General features: G+C 71.8%; 15 protein-coding genes. 6 read left to right on the top strand and 9 right to left on the bottom strand.

Annotation, left to right across the window (positions count from 1 at the left end; all coding sequences use genetic code 11):
- Positions 1–570 (top strand): dienelactone hydrolase family protein, encoded by a 570-nt coding sequence (locus KK483_RS08105; RefSeq protein WP_262004530.1) that lies wholly within the window; start codon positions 1–3, stop codon positions 568–570.
- A 287-nt stretch (positions 571–857) separates the two neighbouring features.
- On the opposite strand, the gene KK483_RS08100 is transcribed toward KK483_RS08105, so the two are convergent.
- From KK483_RS08100 to KK483_RS08080, 5 genes are all read right to left on the bottom strand, one after another.
- Entirely contained in the window at positions 858–2,444 is a 1,587-nt protein-coding gene (locus tag KK483_RS08100) for a serine/threonine-protein kinase (RefSeq protein WP_262004529.1), read from the bottom strand.
- 34 nt (positions 2,445–2,478) lie between these two features.
- Positions 2,479–4,131 carry an alkaline phosphatase gene (locus tag KK483_RS08095; RefSeq protein ID WP_262004528.1) on the bottom strand — a complete coding sequence of 551 codons (1,653 nt, stop codon included), beginning with the start codon at positions 4,129–4,131 and terminating at the stop codon, positions 2,479–2,481.
- A gap of 86 nt (positions 4,132–4,217) precedes the next feature.
- Positions 4,218–5,030: a DsbA family protein gene (locus tag KK483_RS08090; RefSeq protein WP_262004527.1), complete on the bottom strand. Its 813-nt coding sequence runs from the start codon at positions 5,028–5,030 to the stop codon at positions 4,218–4,220.
- Between the two features lie 50 nt (positions 5,031–5,080).
- Positions 5,081–5,761, bottom strand: coding sequence for a hypothetical protein (locus tag KK483_RS08085; protein ID WP_262004526.1), 681 nt, complete (start codon positions 5,759–5,761; stop codon positions 5,081–5,083).
- A gap of 163 nt (positions 5,762–5,924) precedes the next feature.
- The gene (locus KK483_RS08080; protein WP_262004525.1) at positions 5,925–7,265 is read right to left on the bottom strand and encodes a DUF2252 domain-containing protein; all 1,341 of its coding nucleotides are present in this window, start codon (positions 7,263–7,265) and stop codon (positions 5,925–5,927) included.
- 169 nt (positions 7,266–7,434) lie between these two features.
- On the opposite strand from KK483_RS08080, the gene dnaE reads away from it, so the two are divergent.
- Positions 7,435–10,980 carry a DNA polymerase III subunit alpha gene (gene dnaE, locus KK483_RS08075; protein WP_262004524.1) on the top strand — a complete coding sequence of 1,182 codons (3,546 nt, stop codon included), beginning with the start codon at positions 7,435–7,437 and terminating at the stop codon, positions 10,978–10,980.
- A 69-nt stretch (positions 10,981–11,049) separates the two neighbouring features.
- Here the strand turns inward: dnaE and KK483_RS08070 are convergent, their stop codons facing one another.
- On the bottom strand, positions 11,050–11,223 hold the full coding sequence (locus KK483_RS08070) for a hypothetical protein (RefSeq protein ID WP_262004523.1): 174 nt from the start codon (positions 11,221–11,223) through the stop codon (positions 11,050–11,052).
- Between the two features lie 245 nt (positions 11,224–11,468).
- Here KK483_RS08070 and KK483_RS08065 point away from each other — a divergent pair, with 245 nt between their 5' ends.
- The 4 genes from KK483_RS08065 to KK483_RS08050 all read left to right on the top strand — a co-directional run bounded on the left by KK483_RS08065 (position 11,469) and on the right by KK483_RS08050 (position 15,340).
- Positions 11,469–12,752 carry an NYN domain-containing protein gene (locus KK483_RS08065; protein ID WP_262004522.1) on the top strand — a complete coding sequence of 428 codons (1,284 nt, stop codon included), beginning with the start codon at positions 11,469–11,471 and terminating at the stop codon, positions 12,750–12,752.
- A gap of 37 nt (positions 12,753–12,789) precedes the next feature.
- Entirely contained in the window at positions 12,790–13,764 is a 975-nt protein-coding gene (locus KK483_RS08060) for an ABC transporter ATP-binding protein (protein ID WP_262009395.1), read from the top strand.
- Positions 13,765–13,804: 40 nt separating this feature from the next.
- Positions 13,805–14,632: an ABC transporter permease gene (locus KK483_RS08055; RefSeq protein ID WP_399013645.1), complete on the top strand. Its 828-nt coding sequence runs from the start codon at positions 13,805–13,807 to the stop codon at positions 14,630–14,632.
- 81 nt (positions 14,633–14,713) lie between these two features.
- A complete protein-coding gene (locus KK483_RS08050) occupies positions 14,714–15,340 on the top strand; it encodes a DUF2567 domain-containing protein (RefSeq protein WP_262004521.1) in 627 nt (208 codons plus the stop codon).
- A gap of 672 nt (positions 15,341–16,012) precedes the next feature.
- Here KK483_RS08050 and ybaK read toward each other — a convergent pair.
- From ybaK to KK483_RS08035, 3 genes are read right to left on the bottom strand one after another with little or no spacing between them, the layout of a single operon-like run.
- Entirely contained in the window at positions 16,013–16,513 is a 501-nt protein-coding gene (gene ybaK, locus KK483_RS08045; protein ID WP_262004520.1) for a Cys-tRNA(Pro) deacylase, read from the bottom strand.
- 17 nt (positions 16,514–16,530) lie between these two features.
- Positions 16,531–17,271, bottom strand: coding sequence for an LON peptidase substrate-binding domain-containing protein (locus tag KK483_RS08040; RefSeq protein ID WP_262004519.1), 741 nt, complete (start codon positions 17,269–17,271; stop codon positions 16,531–16,533).
- A 5-nt stretch (positions 17,272–17,276) separates the two neighbouring features.
- Complete coding sequence (locus tag KK483_RS08035) at positions 17,277–18,446, bottom strand: hypothetical protein (protein ID WP_262004518.1); 1,170 nt, start codon at positions 18,444–18,446, stop codon at positions 17,277–17,279.
- Between the last annotated feature and the right edge of the window lie 158 nt (positions 18,447–18,604).

The following is an 18,604-nucleotide window of genomic DNA, read 5'->3' as shown; positions in this document are numbered from 1 at the left end:
ATGGACATCATGCTTTTCCATTCGACGTACGGTCTCCGCACCGCCGTGGGGGCGGCGGCGGACCGGCTCAGGGCCGCCGGGCACGAGGTGTGGACGCCCGACCTCTTCGAGGGCAGGACCTTCGAGTCCGTCGAGGAGGCCATGGCCTTCAAGAGCGACCTCGGGATGGAGGAGCTGCTGAAGCGTGCCATCACGGCCGCGGCACCGCTCTCCGAGCGCGGACTCGTCTACGCGGGCTTCTCGTTGGGCGCGGCCGTCGCGCAGAACCTGGCGCTGGGCGACGAGAAGGCCCGTGGCCTTCTGCTGCTGCACGGCACGTCCGACATCGCGGACAACGCGTCGGTCGACGGGCTGCCGGTGCAACTGCACGTCGCCGACCCCGATCCGTTCGAGCCGCACGACTGGCTGACCGCCTGGTATCTGCGGATGGGCCGGGCCGGGGCCGATGTCGAGGTCTACCGTTACCCGGGAGCCGGGCATCTCTACACGGACCCGGAGCTGCCCGACTACGACGAGAAGGCCGCCGACGAGACATGGCGGGTCGGGCTCGCGTTCCTCGAAACCCTGTGAACGGACCGGAGCCCAGGCCCTAGGGAGTGTCTTCACCGTGGCGTCGTGCGCCCGGAGGGCGGGCTCGGCGGTGTCTGGTGCGTGCGATCGCAAGGCGGAGGAGGGAGTCATGCGGTCAGGGCACCTCCCGTGCCCGAAGGGCCACGGGGGACATAGGCGACCGACGACAACGCGGCGTGGGGGCACCTCCCGTGCCCGAAGGGCTACGGGGGTGGGGCACCTCCCAGGCGCGAGCTCTGGGGAGCGTGCCAGGCGTCACCGGGCAGACGGGGCTTTGGAGACACGACCTAGGAGCGCGTGTAGCGGCCCGACGGGCTGCTCGCCGGCGGGCGGCACTGGAGCGCGAAGTCGTCCGGATCCGCGCTCACATAGCGCCCGAAGCAGTCGTTCGCCGTGGTCATGCCGCGGTCGGCGCAGAAGGCGAGCGCCGCGCGGCCGTCGTCGAACGGGCCCGGTGCGTAGATCACCCAGTAGCCCGGGCGCAGCGAGGCGTGCTCGTCGCTGCGGAGGTACTCGGCCTCGGGCACGGTCTCGCGGACCTTGGCCAGCCGCTGGTCGCGGGTGGCGGCGCCGGAGCCGACCGGCTCGGAGAAGAGCTGGGCGATCCACCGGCCGGAGGACGGCGGTAGGGCGACGCTCGCCGTGACCGACGCGGTGACGGTCACCGTGGGCGCCGGTGTCGGCGTCGGTGTCGGCGTCGGTGTGGGGGTGGGGGTGGCGGTCGGCGTGGACGTCGCCGGGGACGTACTGCCGGCTCCGCCCCCGGCGCCTCCGCCGGAGCCGCCCGCGGTGCTCCTGCCGTGATCGCCCAGCGAGAGGGCGAGCGCCACGGTGGCCGTGACCGCCACGGCCACGGCGGCGACCGCCACCACGACGGCCGTACGGTTGCGCTGCCGCTCCGGCGCACCGGCCGGTTGCGGGGCCGTCGGCCGCGGGCTGTCCAGCTGGGTCGGCACCGGCACCGGCGGCACCGGCACCGGCGGCACCGGCACCGGCGGTACCGGCTCCGGCTGCGCCGGCGTGGTCGTCGTCGGCTGCGCCCAGTACGGGGCCTTCCCCGACTCCGCCTGCGCCAGCATCGTCTCCAGCCGCGCCGCGTCGGGCCGCGCCGCCGGATCCCGTACGAGCAGGGCCTCCAGCACCGGAGCGAGCGGACCGGACCGTACCGGCGGCGGCACCGGGTCGTCGAGCACGGCCGCCAGCGTGGCGAACGTCGTCTCCCGGCGCAGCGGGCTGACGCCCTCCGTGGACACGTACATGAGGAGACCGAGCGACCACAGGTCGGAGGCGCCGAACGGGACCGCCTCGGAGTCGCCGTGGCCGCGGAGGCGCTCCGGGGCGATGTACTCGGGCGAGCCGATCAGCTCGCCGGGGACCGTCAGCGAGGCGGACCCCTGGAGCGCCGCGATACCGAAGTCGGTGAGCACGGCGCTGCCGTCGGGCCGCAGCAGGACATTGGCGGGTTTGACGTCCCGGTGCTGGATGCCGACGGCGTGGGCGGCGCCCAGCGCGGAGAGGACCTGGCGGCCGATGCGCACCGCCTCCGCCGCGGGCAGCGGGCCCTGGGCGGTGAGGCGGTCCTGGAGTGAGGAGCCGGGCACCAGCTCCATCACGATCCACGGATGCGGCTGTGCGTCGACGATGTGATGGACCGTCACCACATGCGGGTGGCTGAGCCGGGCGAGCGCCCGGGCCTCGCGCAGCACGCGCTCGCGCACGGCGTCGGAGGCGGCCGCGTCGGATCTGACGGCCTTCAGGGCGACTTCACGATGGAGCACGGTGTCGCGGGCCCGCCACACCGTGCCCATGCCCCCACTGCCGAGCCGCTCGAGCAGCTCGAACCGTCCGTCGATCAATTCCCCCGGCGCATGCATGGCGCCAGGTTAGAGGAAGTGGATCGGGTGGTGCTCAGCGCACCGGCTGGTCCACCCGCTCGACCTTCTGGGTTCCGTCGAGCGTCCGGTACGAGCGGATCCAGGCGGCCGTCGCGTCCGCCTTCGTCCGGTCGGAGACCTTGTAGTAGTCCATCTGCGAGCGCTCGGCGGTGACATCGAGGACGCCGTACCCATGGCTGTCCATGTCGAGCCACTTCACATGGCGGTTGGCGGCCTTGACGGCGGTGGACGCGACCAGCGACACCGTGCCCGGGGCGACGTGCAGGATGTCGTCCAGGTTGTCGGAGGTCACCGAGGTCACCACGAACTCGGTCGCGGCCGACCGCGACAGCGGGTACGTCGCCGCCGTCACCGGTACGTCGTTGGCCCACGCCATGTGGATGTCGCCGGTGAGGAAGACAGTGTTCCTGATCCCGCGGTCCGTCAGGTGCTTGAGCAGTTCCCTGCGGTCGTCCGTGTAGCCGTCCCACTGGTCCACGTTGACCGCGATGCCTTCGGCGGGCAGCCCGAGCAGTTCGGCGATGGGCTCCAGCAGATGGGCGGGAACGGAACCGAAGGCGACCGGCGAGATCATCACCGAGGTGCCGACCAGCTTCCACGCCGCGTCGGACGAGGCGAGGCCCGACTTGAGCCAGTCGAGCTGGGCCCGGCCGGTGATCGTGCGCTCCGGGTCGTCGACCGTGCCGCTGCCCACCGACGCCTGCTGCGAGCGGAACGAGCGCAGATCCAGCAGATGCAGATCGGCCAGCTTGCCGAAGCGCAGCCTGCGGTAGACCGTGCCCTCGGTCGAGGCGCGCACGGGCATCCACTCGAAGTACGCCTGCTTGGCGACCGCGGCACGGGCCGCGTAGTCGCCCTCGGCGCCCGGGGTGTGGTTCTCGGCCCCGCCCGACCAGGCGTCGTTGGCTATCTCGTGGTCGTCCCAGATGGCGACGACGGGGTGCGCGGCGTGCAGCGCCTGGAGGTCGGCGTCGGTCTTGTACGTCGCGTGCCGGAGCCGGTAGTCGGCCAGGGTGGTGATCTCGTGCCGGGGCTCGTGCTGCCGGATGACGTTCTCCTCGGCAGGGTAGCCGCCGGAGCCGTACTCGTAGATGTAGTCGCCGAGATGGAGGACCGCGTCCAGGTCGGTGCGGGCCGCGAGGTGGCGGTAGGCGGAGAAGTAGCCGGCCTCCCAGTTGGCGCAGGAGACGACACCGAAGCGGACACCGGGGGCGGCGGCGTCGGCGGCCGGGGCGGTGCGGGTGCGGCCGGCGGGCGAGACCGCGGTGCCGGCGGTGAAGCGGAAGTGGTAGGCGGTGGCCGGGCGCAGGCCCCTGACGTCGGCCTTGACCGTGTGGTCGGAGGCGGCGGTGGCGGTGGTCCGGCCGCTCGCGACGACGGAGGTGAAGCCCTTGTCCTCCGCGACCTCCCAGCTGACCTCGGTGTCGGGGCCCTTGCCGGAGCCGGGCACGGCGTCCGGGACCGGCGTGACCCGGGTCCACAGCAGCACACCGTCGGGGAGGGGGTCGCCCGAGGCGACACCGTGGAGGAACACGGGGGCGGCCTGCTCGGCGGCGGAGGCGGTGGAGACGACGGCGCCGCCCAGCACGGGGGCGGCGACAGCGGTGGCGGCAGCGGCCTTGACGACCGTGCGGCGGCTCGGAGTTGTCGAGAGTCTACTGGTCACGGGCGATCAGACTACTGACCAGTAGGGCCAACGGGCAGACGAATTGGGGAAAGTTCGTCTGCCCGTTCGGAAAGCGCCGTGCGGTGTTACCCCTTGAGGGCCTTGTCGACGGCGGCGTTGAACTCGGCCACCGTCATGGGCACGTTGTCGCTGCCTTCGACGGTGACCTTCTTGCCGTCCATCTTCAGCGTCGGAGTGCCCTGGACGCCGCTGGAGTCGAACGTCGCGGACATCTTCAGCGCCCACGCGTCGTAGGTGCCGTCCTTCACCGCCTTCTCGAAGGCCGCGTTCTTCTTGAGGGCGGGCACCGAGTCGGCCACCTCGATGAGGTAGGCGTCCTTGGCGAACTTGTCGTTGTTCTCCTCCGGGTGGAACTTCGTGGAGTAGAGAGCGGCCTTGTACTCCATGAACGCCTCGGGGCTCACGTCGAGCGCGGCGCCGAGCGCGGACAGGGCGTTCTTCGAGCCCTCGCCGTTGGTGGCGTTGTCGATGAAGGTCGCACCGATGTACTTGACCTTGTACTTCCCGGCGTCGACGTCCTTCTTGACCGTCTCGCCGACCGCCTGCTCGAAGGTCGCGCAGACCGGGCAGCGCGAGTCCTCGTACAGCTCAAGGGTCTTCTGCGCGGCCGGCTTGCCGATGACGACCGTCGTGCCGTTCTCGCCCTCGGTGTTCTTGGGCGCGATGACCTTCGCGGACTTGGCGGCCTCCCACGCGGTGGGCTTGTTGGCCTGCATGACGGCGTAGCCGACGCCGCCGGCCGCCGCCAGGACGGCGACGGTCGAGGCGACGACGACGAGCTGCCGCTTGACCTTGTCCTTCTTGGCCTGGCGCTCGCGCTCCGCGCGCAGCCGCTCGCGGGCGGCAGCCTTGTTGGCCTGGCTGTTGCGTGCACTCATGATGGTCTTCTCCGTACGACAGATGGGGTGAGGGGGGTGTGCCGGAAGGCTCAGGCGAGAGCGAGAGCCCGCGGCGGTCCCCTCCGCCGTACGGAGTGCACGATGTGGCGGGTGAGGGCGGGCCGGGTGCGGTCCGGGACGCGTGCCCCGGAACGTGCGGGCCTGCGGCGGTCGCGGACCGCGGCCACGGCGACCAGCAGCGGCCGGAACGCGCAGGCGCCCGCCGCCCGCAGCAGCGCCGCGAGCGCCGACTCGCCGTGGCGCAGCCAGGCCGCGGCGAGCAGCCCGACCGAGATGTGCGCGGCCAGCAGCAGCCAGGGCACCGAGGGGTCGGGGGAGTCGAGCAGCCCGGCGCCGCGCCCCGCGGACGTGGCCACGCCGGGCAGCGGGGCGCCGACCCGGCCGCCGCACAGCACGTCGACGCCGACCGCACGCAGCGAACCGGCGACGGGGCCGCCCGCGGCGCCGTAGCAGACGTGCTGGCCGGTGGTGAAGACCGTGTCCGCGGCCAGCTCCAGCGGGACCAGCACGGCCGCGATCGGACCGTATCCGCGCTCGCGTCCCGCCAGCGCGTACGCGACCAGGAAGATCCCTGCGGCGACGGCACCCACCGTGAGCAGGGGCAGCGGCACCCGGGAGAGCAGCACATGGGAGGCCACGGACAGCGTCACGACGAGCGCCGTGAAGATCGCTGCCCGCAGCCCCCTGAGCCGCGCCCCTGAAATGTCCATCAAGGGAGGAGTGTGCCATGTGGGCCTGTAAGCGGTCCCTAAAGGAACCGGCCTCGGCGCAGCCCTGGCCTCGGCGCCGTCCCGGGCCGGCGCCGTCCCGGGACGGCGCGGTCGGGGGCGGCGCGGTCCGGGTCAGTGCAGGCCGGGTCAGTGCAGGCCCGGGTCAGCTCAGTCCGGGGATCCTTCCGTTCCGGAAGAGGTCCACGAAGATCTGGTGGTCGGCACGCGCCTGCGCGCCGTAGCTGTGCGCGAAGTCCACCAGCAGGTCCCCGAAGCCGTCCTCGTCCGCCGCGATCGCCGCGTCGATGGCCCGCTCCGTGCAGAACGGCACCAGCGAGTGGCCGCTCTCGTCGTCCGCCGCGGCGTGCATCGTCGCCGTGGCCCGGCCCAGGTCCGCCACGGTCGCCGCGATCTCCGCCGGGTCGTCGATGTCCGACCAGTCCAGGTCGACCGCGTACGGGGAGACCTCCGCGACGAGCTGTCCCGACCGGCCCCCTCCCTCTTCGATCTCCGTCCAGCCCAGCCACGGGTCGGCGTGGTCCTGGAGCGCGCGCTGCGAGATCACCGTGCGGTGGCCCTCGTGCTGGAAGTAGCCCCGCACCCGCTCGTCGGTGATGTGCCGGGAGACCGCCGGGGTCTGCGCCTGCTTCATGTAGATCACGACGTCGTTCTCCAGCGCGTCGCTGTTGCCCTCCAGCAGGATGTTGTACGAGGGCAGACCGGCGGAGCCGATGCCGATGCCGCGCCGGCCGACGACGTCCTTGACCCGGTACGAGTCCGGGCGCGTCAGGCTCGACTCGGGCAGCGTCTCCAGGTAGCCGTCGAAGGCCGCCAGGACCTTGTACCGCGTCGCGGCGTCCAGCTCGATCGAGCCGCCGCCCTCGGCGAAGCGCCGCTCGTACTCCCGGATCTCCGTCATCGAGTCGAGCAGCCCGAAGCGGGTCAGCGCCCGGGCGCTGCGCAGGGCTCCCAGCAGCGGGCCCTCGGCCGTGTCCAGCGTGAAGGGCGGCACCTCGTCGTTCTTCGCGCCGGTCGCGAGGGCGTGGACGCGCTCGCGGTAGGCCGCGGCGTAGATCCGGACCAGCTCGGTGATCTGCTCGTCGCTGAGCGCCTTCGTGTAGCCGATCAGCGCCAGCGAGGCGGAGAGCCGCTTGACGTCCCAGGTGAACGGGCCGACGTACGCCTCGTCGAAGTCGTTGACGTTGAAGATCAGGCGGCCCGTGGAGTCCATGTACGTGCCGAAGTTCTCGGCGTGGAGGTCGCCGTGGATCCACACCCGGCTGGTGCGCTCGTCCAGGTACGGTCCGGCGTGCTGCCCGCGCGCCAGGTCGTGGTAGAAGAGGCACGCCGTGCCCCGGTAGAACGCGAAGGCGGAGGCCGCCATCTTGCGGAACTTCACCCGGAACGCGGCCGGGTCGGCGGCCAGGAGCTCGCCGAAGGCCGTGCCGAAGACGGCGAGGATCTCCCCGCCGCGCTCGTCAGCCGTGGGCTGGTGGACCGACATCGCTGGGTGCCTCCCGGTTACAAGCGGTACATGACAAAAGGGACAGGTGTTCCGTCCCGCTCAACGCACGAAGGTAGTGCGGAGTGCCCCGCGAGTGTCAGTGCAGGGTCGTAGACTTCCACGCTGTCCACCCAGTCCGTCATCGCTCGTTTGCCGGAGGCCCTCCGCCGTGACCAAGCCGCCTTTTACGCACCTGCACGTTCACACCCAGTACTCGCTGCTGGACGGTGCGGCGCGGCTCAAGGACATGTTCAATGCCTGCAACGAGATGGGCATGACGCACATCGCCATGAGCGATCACGGCAACCTCCACGGGGCGTACGACTTCTTCCACTCCGCGCAGAAGGCCGGGGTCACCCCGATCATCGGCATCGAGGCGTATGTCGCGCCCGAGTCGCGGCGCAACAAGCGCAAGATCCAGTGGGGCCAGCCGCACCAGAAGCGGGACGACGTCTCCGGTTCGGGTGGTTACACCCACAAGACGATCTGGGCGGCGAACAAGACGGGTCTGCACAACCTCTTCCGCCTCTCCTCGGACGCGTACGCCGAGGGCTGGCTCCAGAAGTGGCCCCGTATGGACAAGGAGACCATCTCGCAGTGGTCCGAGGGCCTGATCGCCTCCACCGGCTGCCCCTCCGGCGAGCTCCAGACCCGGCTGCGTCTCGGCCAGTACGACGAGGCCCTGAAGTCGGCCGCCGAGTACCAGGAGATCTTCGGCAAGGACCGGTACTTCCTGGAGCTGATGGACCACGGCATCGAGATCGAGCGCCGGGTCCGCGACGGACTCCTGGAGATCGGCAAGAAGCTCGGCATCCCCCCGCTGGTCACCAACGACTCGCACTACACGTACGCGCACGAGGCGACCGCCCATGACGCGCTGCTGTGCATCCAGACCGGCAAGAACCTCTCGGACCCCGACCGCTTCAAGTTCGACGGCACCGGCTACTACCTGAAGTCGACCGACGAGATGTACGCCATCGACTCCTCCGACGCCTGGCAGGAGGGCTGCCGCAACACGCTGCTGGTCGCGGAGCAGATCAACACCGAGGGCATGTTCGAGGCGAAGAACCTCATGCCGAAGTTCGACATCCCCGAGGGCTTCACCGAGGTCACCTGGTTCAAGGAGGAGGTCCGCCAGGGCATGGACCGCCGCTTCCCCGGCGGCGTCCCCGAGGACCGGCAGAAGCAGGTCGAGTACGAGATGGACGTCATCATCCAGATGGGGTTCCCGGGGTACTTCCTGGTCGTCGCCGACTTCATCATGTGGGCCAAGAAGAACGGCATCGCGGTCGGCCCCGGCCGTGGGTCCGCAGCCGGATCGATCGTCGCGTACGCGATGGGGATCACCGACCTCGACCCGATCCCGCACGGACTGATCTTCGAGCGGTTCCTCAACCCCGAGCGCGTCTCCATGCCCGATGTCGACATCGACTTCGACGAGCGCAGGCGCGTCGAGGTGATCAGGTACGTGACCGAGAAGTACGGCGCGGACAAGGTCGCCATGATCGGCACCTACGGCAAGATCAAGGCGAAGAACGCCATCAAGGACTCCGCGCGCGTGCTGGGCTATCCGTACGCGATGGGCGACCGGCTCACCAAGGCGATGCCGGCCGACGTCCTCGGCAAGGGCATCGACCTCAACGGCATCACCGACCCCTCCCACCCGCGTTACAGCGAGGCGGGCGAGATCCGGTCGATGTACGAGAACGAACCGGACGTGAAGAAGGTCATCGACACCGCCAAGGGCGTCGAGGGCCTGGTCCGGCAGATGGGCGTGCACGCCGCCGGCGTGATCATGTCCAGCGAGCCCATCGTCGACCACGCCCCGATCTGGGTGCGGCACACCGACGGCGTGACCATCACACAGTGGGACTACCCCCAGTGCGAGTCGCTCGGCCTGCTGAAGATGGACTTCCTGGGCCTGCGCAACCTCACGATCATGGACGACGCCATCAAGATGGTGAAGGCCAACAAGGGCATCGACCTGGAGATGCTCGCCCTGCCGCTGGACGACCCCAAGACCTTCGAACTGCTCTGCCGCGGCGACACCCTCGGCGTCTTCCAGTTCGACGGCGGCCCGATGCGCTCGCTGCTCCGCCAGATGCAGCCCGACAACTTCGAGGACATCTCCGCCGTCTCGGCCCTGTACCGGCCGGGCCCGATGGGCATGAACTCGCACATCAACTACGCGGAGCGCAAGAACGGCCGCCAGGAGATCACGCCGATCCACAAGGAGCTGGCGGCGCCGCTCGAAGAGGTCCTCGCGGTCACCTACGGCCTGATCGTCTACCAGGAGCAGGTGCAGAAGGCCGCCCAGATCATCGCCGGGTACTCGCTCGGCGAGGCCGACATCCTCCGCCGCGTCATGGGCAAGAAGAAGCCCGAGGAGCTGGCGAAGAACTTCACCATCTTCCAGGCCGGCGCCCGGAAGAACGACTACAGCGACGAGGCCATCCAGGCCCTGTGGGACGTCCTGGTCCCCTTCGCCGGCTACGCCTTCAACAAGGCCCACTCCGCGGCGTACGGCCTGGTCTCCTACTGGACGGCCTATCTCAAGGCCAACTACCCGGCCGAGTACATGGCGGCCCTGCTCACCTCGGTCAAGGACGACAAGGACAAGTCCGCGGTCTATCTGAACGAGTGCCGCCGCATGGGCATCAAGGTGCTGCCGCCCAATGTGAACGAGTCCGAGTCGAACTTCGCGGCCCAGGGCGACGACGTGATCCTCTTCGGTCTCACGGCCGTCCGCAACGTCGGTACGAACGTCGTCGAGTCGATCATCAAGTGCCGCAAGTCCAAGGGGAAGTACAGCTCCTTCCCCGACTTCCTCGACAAGGTCGAGGCCGTCGTCTGCAACAAGCGGACCGTCGAGTCGCTCATCAAGGCGGGCGCCTTCGACGAGATGGGCCACACCCGCAAGGGCCTCGTCGCCCAGCACGAGCCGATGATCGACAATGTGGTGGCGGTCAAGCGCAAGGAGGCCGAGGGGCAGTTCGACCTCTTCGGCGGGATGGGCGACTCGGACGACGGCTCCTCCGAGCCGGGCTTCGGCCTCGACGTCGAGTTCTCGGACGTCGAGTGGGAGAAGTCGTACCTGCTCGCGCAGGAGCGCGAGATGCTCGGTCTGTACGTCTCCGACCACCCGCTCTTCGGTATCGAGCATGTGCTCAGCGACAAGAGCGACGCGGCGATCGCCCAACTCACCGGCGGTGAGCACGCGGACGGAGCGGTCGTCACCATCGGCGGCATCATCTCCGGACTCCAGCGGAAGATGACCAAGCAGGGCAACGCGTGGGCGATCGCCACCGTCGAGGACCTGGCGGGCTCCATCGAGTGCATGTTCTTCCCGGCCACCTACCAGCTGGTGTCCACCCAACTCGTCGAGGACACCGTGGTCTTCGTCAAGGGACGGCTCGACAAGCGCGAGGACGTGCCGCGGCTCGTCGCGATGGAGCTGATGGTCCCCGACCTGTCGTCGGCCGGGACCAACGCCCCGGTGGTCATCACCATCCCGACGGTGAAGGTCACCCCGCCCATGATCAGCCGTCTCGGCGAGATCCTCGGCCACCACAAGGGCAACACCGAGGTGCGGATCAAGCTCCAGGGCGCCCGCAAGACCACGGTGCTCCGCCTCGACCGGCACCGGGTCCAGCCCGATCCGGCCCTCTTCGGCGATCTGAAGGTGCTGCTCGGCCCGTCCTGCCTGGCCGGCTGAGCCGAATCGCCTGAGGGGGCGCACCCGGTCACCGGGTGCGCCCCCTCAGGCATGCGGCAAGGCGACGTGTCAGTTGTGGCCGAAGCGCTTCGAACGGCCCTTGTGGGACGTACCGCCCGGGTTGACGCGCGTGTCGCGCTGTTCGCCCTGGGCCTCCATCGAGGACGTACGGGCGTCCTGGGCGCTGCGCTCGGCGGTCGAGCCCGTCTGTATCTTGCGGTCCCGGTTCTTGTTCTTGGCCATGGTGATGCCTCCTGGGGGATGAAGGCCCCGGCGTCGGCCAGGGCCTGGGGCAGGGCCGCCATCAGCCTCACATAAGCGGATATCCAGCGCATTTCGGATCATTGCGGTGTGTAACGAACCGGGGGTGTTCTGCGGCTTCACGATCCGCCACGCCGATGATCGAGTTCCGGCCGTCAACCACCCGGCGTTCGGGCAGACTCGAAGGAAACCCGAAGCAACTCCGATCCCGAGGTTCCCGAAAGAGGGTGGAACACGTGGACCGCTGCGTCGTCCTGGTGGACGCCGGCTATCTGCTGGGCGCCGCCGCGAGTCTTCTCGCCGGAGAACCGGCCCGCTCCCGTATCACCGTCGACCACGCGGCCCTCATCCAGGCCCTGCGCGACCGCGCCGAGGCCGATACGGAACGCCCGCTGCTGCGCATCTACTGGTTCGACGGCGCGCCCGACCGCGTGCCCCAGCCCGAGCACCGCAGGCTGCGGGTCATGCCCCGGGTCACCGTCCGGCTCGGCGCGCTGACCCGCAGCGACGGCCGCTGGGCCCAGAAGGGCGTCGACGCGGCCATGCACGCGGAGCTCACCGAACTGGCCAGAAATCGCGCCTGCTCCGATGTGGTCCTCGTGACCGGGGACGGGGATCTGCTGCCCGGGCTGATGTCAGCCAAGGAACACGGGGTGGCCGTCCACCTCTGGGCCGTCCAGGCCGCCGACGGCGACTACAACCAGTCCGAGGACCTCGTCGCCGAGGCCGACGAGCGCCGCGTGCTCGACCGCGCCTGGATCACCCAGGCCGTGCGGGCCAAGGACCTCGGCGGCATCTGCACCCCGCCGCCCGTGCCCCGCCCCGAGATCGCCGCGATCCTCTCCGCCCCGCTGCCCGAGGCGGCGCTCGCCGCTTCGGCGGAGCGCGGCGACGAGGCCCGCGCCCAGGCCGCGGCGGCACGGAACGGATCGACGGCTCCGGCCGTCGACGACGGCGCCCCGGCCACGGCCGGCCCCGCGGGCTCCGTCGGCTCCGTCGCCACCGGCGCGAAGGGCGTCCCCACCCCCAAGGACCTCGCGGGACTGCGCGGCCCCGCCGCCACCGCAGAGCGGCATCCGGCGGGTGCCACCCTGCGCTGGTCCTCCGACAAGGGCTGGGTCGAGCGCCCCGGCAACGGGGCGCTCGGCGAACCGCCGGAGACCGCCTCCCTGCCCACCCTCGCCCAGCTCACCAGCGCCGAGCAGCGCTGGGCCGACCGCGAGGAGGACATCACCACCGTCGGCGGCGACCCCTACGAGGTCGGCCAGGTCTTCGCCCGCCGCTGGATGGAACGCCTCCCGGACCCCGCGCACGTGCAGAAGCTGTCCACCATGTACCCGCGCATTCCGCACCGTATCGACGGCGAACTGCTCCGCTACGCTGCCAGGTTCGGGCTCCTCGCCCACAAGGACGACCAGATCGACGAGCACGACCGCTATGCCATCCGGGCCGGATTCTGGCGTGAGATCGACGTCCGCGCGGCCGCCGAACGCGCCCCCGCGGGGGAGTAGCGCCGCGGACCCCGTAGGCTCGTCCCTCGTGAGTACGGTGTGCGTGGTGCGGGATCTGGTCAAGACGTATCCCGCCGCGCGCGCCCGGCGAGGGACCCCCGCGACCCCCGAGGTGCGTGCCAACGACGGCGTCTCGCTGGCCGTCCGCGCCGGCGAGATCTTCGGGCTGCTCGGCCCCAACGGCGCCGGCAAGTCCACCCTGGTCCGCCAGCTCACCGGTCTGATGCGCCCCGACTCGGGCGCCGTCGAGGTGCTCGGCCACGATCTCGTGCGCCACCCCGAACGGGCCTCCCGGCTCATCGGCTACCTCGGCCAGGAGTCCACGGCCCTGGACGAGCTCACCGTGGCGCTCGCCGCCGAGACGACGGGGCGGCTGCGAGGGCTCGGTGTCCACGAGGCACGGGCCGAGCGCGACACCGTACTCGACGAGCTCGGGCTGACCGCGCTGGCCGGACGCCCCCTGAGGAAGCTGTCCGGCGGACAGCGCCGGCTCGCCTGCTTCGCCGCCGCCCTCGTCGGCGCGCGGCCGGTCCTCGTCCTGGACGAGCCCACGACCGGAATGGACCCGGTCGCCCGGCGCGCCGTCTGGGCCGCGGTCGACCGCCGCCGGGCCGAGCACGGTGCGACCGTGCTGCTCGTCACCCACAACGTCATCGAGGCCGAGACCGTCCTCGACCGCGTCGCCGTCCTGGAACGGGGCCGGGTCATCGCCTGCGACACGCCCACGGGCCTCAAGGAGCGCGTCGCCGGGGACGTCCGGCTCGAACTGGTGTGGCGCGAGCGGGCGCCGCTCGACGTGCCCGAGGTCGCCGCGCTGCGGGGTTCCGCGCAGGAGTCGGGGCGCCGCTGGGTGCTGCGGCTGAGCCCGGACGAGGCGCGGGCCGCCGTCGCGGCGGTGACCGGCGGCGAGGCGTTCGCGGCGCTGGACGACTTCACCCTGGCGACGCCGAGCCTGGAGGACGTGTACCTCGCGCTCGGCGGCCATGCGACGAAGGGCCTGGTGAAGGCATGAGCCGCAGGCCGTCGCACGTACCGAACAGGAGCAGCGCCAGGTGAGCATCGTGCCTGCGGAGGCCGTGTCCGCGACAGTGCAGGAGGCGCTCGAGGTACGCCCGGACCCCGTCCGGCACCCCCTCGCGCCCCGGGCCCGGCTGCTGCCCGCGCTCGCCGCGGTGTACCGCGCCCAGCTCTCCCGGGCACGGGTCGCCCGGATACCGCTGCTCTTCGTGGCGACCTTCCAGTCCGTCGGGATCATGGTGCTCATGCGGGGCGTCGTCGACGGCGGTGCCGAGGCGCGCGCCGTCGTCGCCGGGTCGTCGGTGCTGGTCGTGGCGTTCGTCGCACTCAATCTGCTCGCCCAGTACTTCGGCCGGCTGCGCGCTTCCGGTGGTCTGGACCACTATGCGACGTTGCCGGTGCCGCCCGCGGCGGTGGTGCTCGGCGCGGCGGGGGCGTACGCCTCCTTCACCGTGCCCGGGACGATCGTGACCGCGGTGATCGGGTCGGTGCTCTTCGGGCTGCCCCTCACACACCTGTGGGTGCTGATGGCGGTGATCCCGCTCGCGGGGGCCGCCCTCGCCGGCCTCGGCGCCGCCCTCGGGCTCCTGGCGCCCCGGCAGGAACTCGCGACCCTGCTGGGCCAGTTGGGCATGTCCGCGGCGCTGCTGCTGGGCGTGCTGCCCGCCGGCCGGCTGCCGGAGCCGGTCGCGTACGCACGCGACCTGCTGCCGTCCACCTACGGGGTCGAGGCCCTGGCCCGCACCTTCGACCCGCATCCGCACTGGCCGTCCGTGGCGCTGGACCTCGCGGTCTGCGCGGTCGTCGGCGTGGTGTCGCTGGCCGTGGCGACGTGGGCGTACCGGCGGGCCGCGGTGCGGTGAGCGCCGACGAGGCCCCTATCGCGCCGACGAGGCCCCGACCGCGATGAGGCGCACCACCGGCACGTTTGGCACGATGTCAGGGTGACCGCACCTCTGACGCCGCCGCACCGGCCCGCGCCGCACCACGCGCCCTGGAACCCGCCGTACCCCGTCCCGCCCGAGGGCGGAGAAGGGCAGGAGATGAAGAGGGAGCTGCGCCTGGCCGCGATCGTCCTGCCGGTCGTGGCGCTCGTCGGGGGTGTCGCGCTCGGCCTGCTGTGGCTCTGGCTGGCCCCCCGGGTCGCGCTGATCTCCACGGACAAGGCGGTCTTCGTCGTGGACACCGAGGGCGAGGAGGCGGCGGGCGCGGACGGCACGTTCGTGCTGCTGGCGCTCGGCTTCGGGGTGCTGTGCGCGGCGGCGGTCTTCCTGCTCCGCCGGCGCGGCGGCATCCCGCTGGTCGTCGCACTGGCGCTGGGCGGGCTGCTGGCGTCGGGGCTCGGCTGGCTCATCGGCTACTGGTTCGGCCCCGAGCAGGATGTGGTCGCCCACGCGCGGGCGGTCGGCGAGGGCGTCGTCTTCGACGCCCCGCTCCAGCTGCGAGCCCGCGCGGCGCTGCTGGCGTGGCCGGTGGCGTCGATGGTGGTCCACCTCGCCCTCACCGCGCTCTTCGCCCCGCGGGACCCCGAGCCCGACTGGCCGGCCCCGCTGGGGCCTGACGGGGCCTGAGCCCTCGGCCCCCCCGCCGCCAAGCCGCCAAGCCGCCATGCGGGCGCTGCGGTGGCTGCCCGCCGTCGGCCGCAGCGGCCCGGTGGGCGATGCGCCCGGCCTGCGCTCGGGCCGGGGGGTCCCCATCCGCACCACCCGTGCGGGTGTCGGCGGCTGCCGGGGACCAGGTGGGACGAGCGACAGCGCTCGGCACGAAATGGGGTGCGGCGTACGCCGGCGGGGAGTGGGGCTTGCCCACCGGCTGTCCTGCCGCGGGGGTACGGCATCCGCCGGTGCGTGGTGGGGCGTGACCCCTCCGGGCTCGACTCCTCGGGGGTGGCGGCGTACAGGCTCGCGAGGTCCCGACCCGGTGTTCGCCGCCACCCCCTGCGGGGCCGACCCTCCACGGCCCCACCCCGAGCCATCGTTGCCGGGTACGGCCCGGTGGTGGGCCGTTGCCCGAACCCGGGGTGTGGGGCGGGCAGACCCCGGCGAAGAGCAGGCCCTGTCGTTCGGATCAGGCGGGATCAGCGGGCGGCCCGGCGCGGAGCGGCTGATGTCACAACGGTGCGTGCAGCTGCGAGGCGGAGGAAGGAGTCGACGCGGTGGGGGCACCTCCCGTGCCCGAAGGACTACGGGGGAGTCGGCGACCGACGACAACACGCGAGCCCGGCCTGATACGAACGACAGGGCCTACACGCGGCCGATCGGCGCCAGTACCGCGTCCGTGAGTGCCGCGAGGTCGGACGGCGCGAGCTCGACCTCCAGGCCGCGGCGGCCGGCGGAGACGCAGATCGTCGGGTGCGCGGAGGCCGAGGCGTCCAGCACCGTGCGCAGCCGCTTGCGCTGGCCCAGCGGCGAGATTCCGCCCCGTACGTAGCCGGTCGTGCGCTCCGCGGCCGCCGGATCGGCCATCGTCGCGCGCTTGCCGCCCACCGCCGTGGCGAGCGCCTTCAGGTCGAGCTGGCCCGCGACCGGGACGACGGCGACTGTCAGCTCGCCGTCCACGTCCGCGACCAGTGTCTTGAAGACGCGCTCGGGGGAGACGCCGAGCGCGTCGGCCGCCTCCTCGCCGTACGAGGCGGACGCCGGGTCGTGCTCGTACGCGTGGACCGTGAAGTCCGTGCCCGCGCCGGTCAGCGCCACCGTCGCCGGGGTGCCGCCGCCCTGCTGTTTCTTCGCCTTCTTCGCCAAGGTCCTGGCCCCTCGTCTCAGTTCGGGCTCGTCGGCGCCCGGGTCAGCTCGACCGCAGGCAGCGAGGGGAGGTGCCGTATCACCGCGGTCTCGGACCGCAGCAGCGTCAGCTCCTCGCGAAGCCGTGTCGCCGTGTCCGGCGCCTGCAGCAGCCGCTGCTTCGCCGGGGTGTCCAGCACGGCCGCGGCGGCCACCAGGTACGACACGACCGACGGCTCGTCAGGCAGGTCGGCGCCCGTCGACAGCGAACGCTCCCGCGCGCCGGCCAGCCGCTTCTGGTAGCTGCGGAACGCCCGCAGCACTCCTTCGGCGAGCGCCCCGGCCCCGTCTCCCGACTCCTCCGGGATCTCCTCCAGTTCGGCGGTCAGGAAGGGGCCACTGGCGTCGACGGAGAGCAGCTTGACCCGGGTCGTGCCGGTGGCGAGCACTTCGAAGCTGCCGTTCTCCCGCTCGCGGATCGTCGCGGCGTCGGCGATGCAGCCCACTCGGTGGAAGGCCTGGATCGGGTCGGAGCCGAACCCCGCCGCGGGGCCTTTCTCGGGCACCGCGGTCGGGTCCGGCATCCCCGGTGAGGTGGGCGCGACTTCGCGGCCGTCGCGGATGGCGACCACGGCGAACCGGCGGGGTTCGGACTCGTCCGTCTTCAGCAGTTCGCGCATCATGGCGCGATAACGCTCCTCGAAGACGTTCAGCGGCAGGACGAGGCCCGGGAAAAGTACCGCGTTGAGCGGGAAGAGGGGCAGGCGAGCGGTGGTCACAGCGGTCAAGCGTAATGGCCGCCGGACGGGCTCTGTCCGGCCCGTCCGCGGAACGGCCCCGGCGGCCGGTCCGGCGCACCCCCCGTACCCGCACCCGCGCCCGTACCCGTACCCCCCGCGCCCAGCGCGCTTCGTGCTCCGGACCGCCCTGCCGATGCCGATGCCGGTGCCGGTGCCGACGTCGTCCGCCGGAGCGGCATCGTCGACGCCACCTCGATCCGTACGCCGTCCCTCGCCTCAAGGAACTGCCCGAGCGGATCGTCCGTCAGGCAGTTCCACGGGAACGAGGTCGCGTTCGGGCCGATCAGCCGGAACTGCTCCAGCGCCTCGGCCCAGCGGCGCCGCGCGATCAGCACGTACGCCAGCAGGTTCCGGACCTCCGCGGGCCACGGATCGCCTGCCGCGTACTCGGCGGACAGCGCGATCGCCAGATCCGCGGCCGCGTCGATCCGGTCCTGCTGGACGGCGCTCGGGTCGCCGTTGAGCAGCAGCGCGAACGCGGCCCGCACGGGCAGGGCCTGCACCAGGGAGCCGGGGAGCGCGTCCTCGGCCGCCCGCTCGGCGAAGTCGAAGCACTCGCGGTGCGAGCCGTACCAGACGGCGGAGAGGTACTGGAGCGCGGCGACATGACAGCCGTAGTGGTGCGAGGAGCGGCGCACGGCCTGCTCCCACAACGCCTCGAACGCGGTGTGCGTCGCATGCGTGCCGCGCGCGTGGTCCAGCGCGAGCCGCCAGGGCACCGGGTCGCGCGGGGCGGCCCCGGCCGCGGCGTCGATCAGCGGCCCGACCTCGCGCAGCCGCTCGGCGCGCGCCGGGGACTCCCAGGCCCGGCGCACCGCGAGCTCGGCCTTCACGAGCAGCGCGTCGGGGTCGCGGGGTGTGGCGGCGAGCCAGCCGCTCAGCCAGTCGCCCCGGTTGTGGGCGAACGCCGCGAGGCGGGTCACGTAGCGGTCGCGGTTCTCCCACTCGGCCGCGTCGCGCGTGGTGGCCAGCAGTTTGGCGGCGGGCTTGTGGTCGCCGAGCGCGGCGGCGACGAGTGCGGGTCCGAGCCACTCGTCGGGCGCGTCGAGCAGCACCGAGTCGTCCGGGGACAGCCCGTCGGCGAGCCGCGGGGTGTGCCGGACCATGCGGGCGGTGCTGATCAGGGCACGGATGAGAGACATGGTGCGGACCATTGAAAACTGCAGGTGGGGGCGGCGCCAGGGGGCATCTGTGAAGTTTTGGTAGGAGGTGGAATGGTTGTCCTCCTGAAGGTCAAGAAAACGCAAAGCCTCCGGGCGTGGACCGCACCGTGACGCGCCCTGCCCTCGCCCCGCCCGTGCTCTGCCCTCGC

Source organism: Streptomyces sp. FIT100 (genome assembly GCF_024584805.1).
Classification (GTDB): Bacteria; Actinomycetota; Actinomycetes; order Streptomycetales; family Streptomycetaceae; genus Streptomyces.
This window is presented reverse-complemented; position numbering and strand designations above follow the sequence as displayed.

Bases quoted from the DNA above. Each gene is read 5' to 3' on its own strand.
- KK483_RS08080 (WP_262004525.1), bottom strand. From the start codon at position 7,265: ATGTCGGTCCACCAGCCCACGGCTGACGAGCGCGGCGGGGAGATCCTC.
- KK483_RS08035 (WP_262004518.1), bottom strand. From the start codon at position 18,446: ATGGTCCGCACCATGTCTCTCATCCGTGCCCTGATCAGCACCGCCCGC.
- KK483_RS08090 (WP_262004527.1), bottom strand. From the start codon at position 5,030: ATGAGTGCACGCAACAGCCAGGCCAACAAGGCTGCCGCCCGCGAGCGG.
- KK483_RS08100 (WP_262004529.1), bottom strand. From the start codon at position 2,444: ATGCATGCGCCGGGGGAATTGATCGACGGACGGTTCGAGCTGCTCGAG.
- KK483_RS08105 (WP_262004530.1), top strand. From the start codon at position 1: ATGGACATCATGCTTTTCCATTCGACGTACGGTCTCCGCACCGCCGTG.
- KK483_RS08085 (WP_262004526.1), bottom strand. From the start codon at position 5,761: ATGGACATTTCAGGGGCGCGGCTCAGGGGGCTGCGGGCAGCGATCTTC.
- KK483_RS08070 (WP_262004523.1), bottom strand. From the start codon at position 11,223: ATGGCCAAGAACAAGAACCGGGACCGCAAGATACAGACGGGCTCGACC.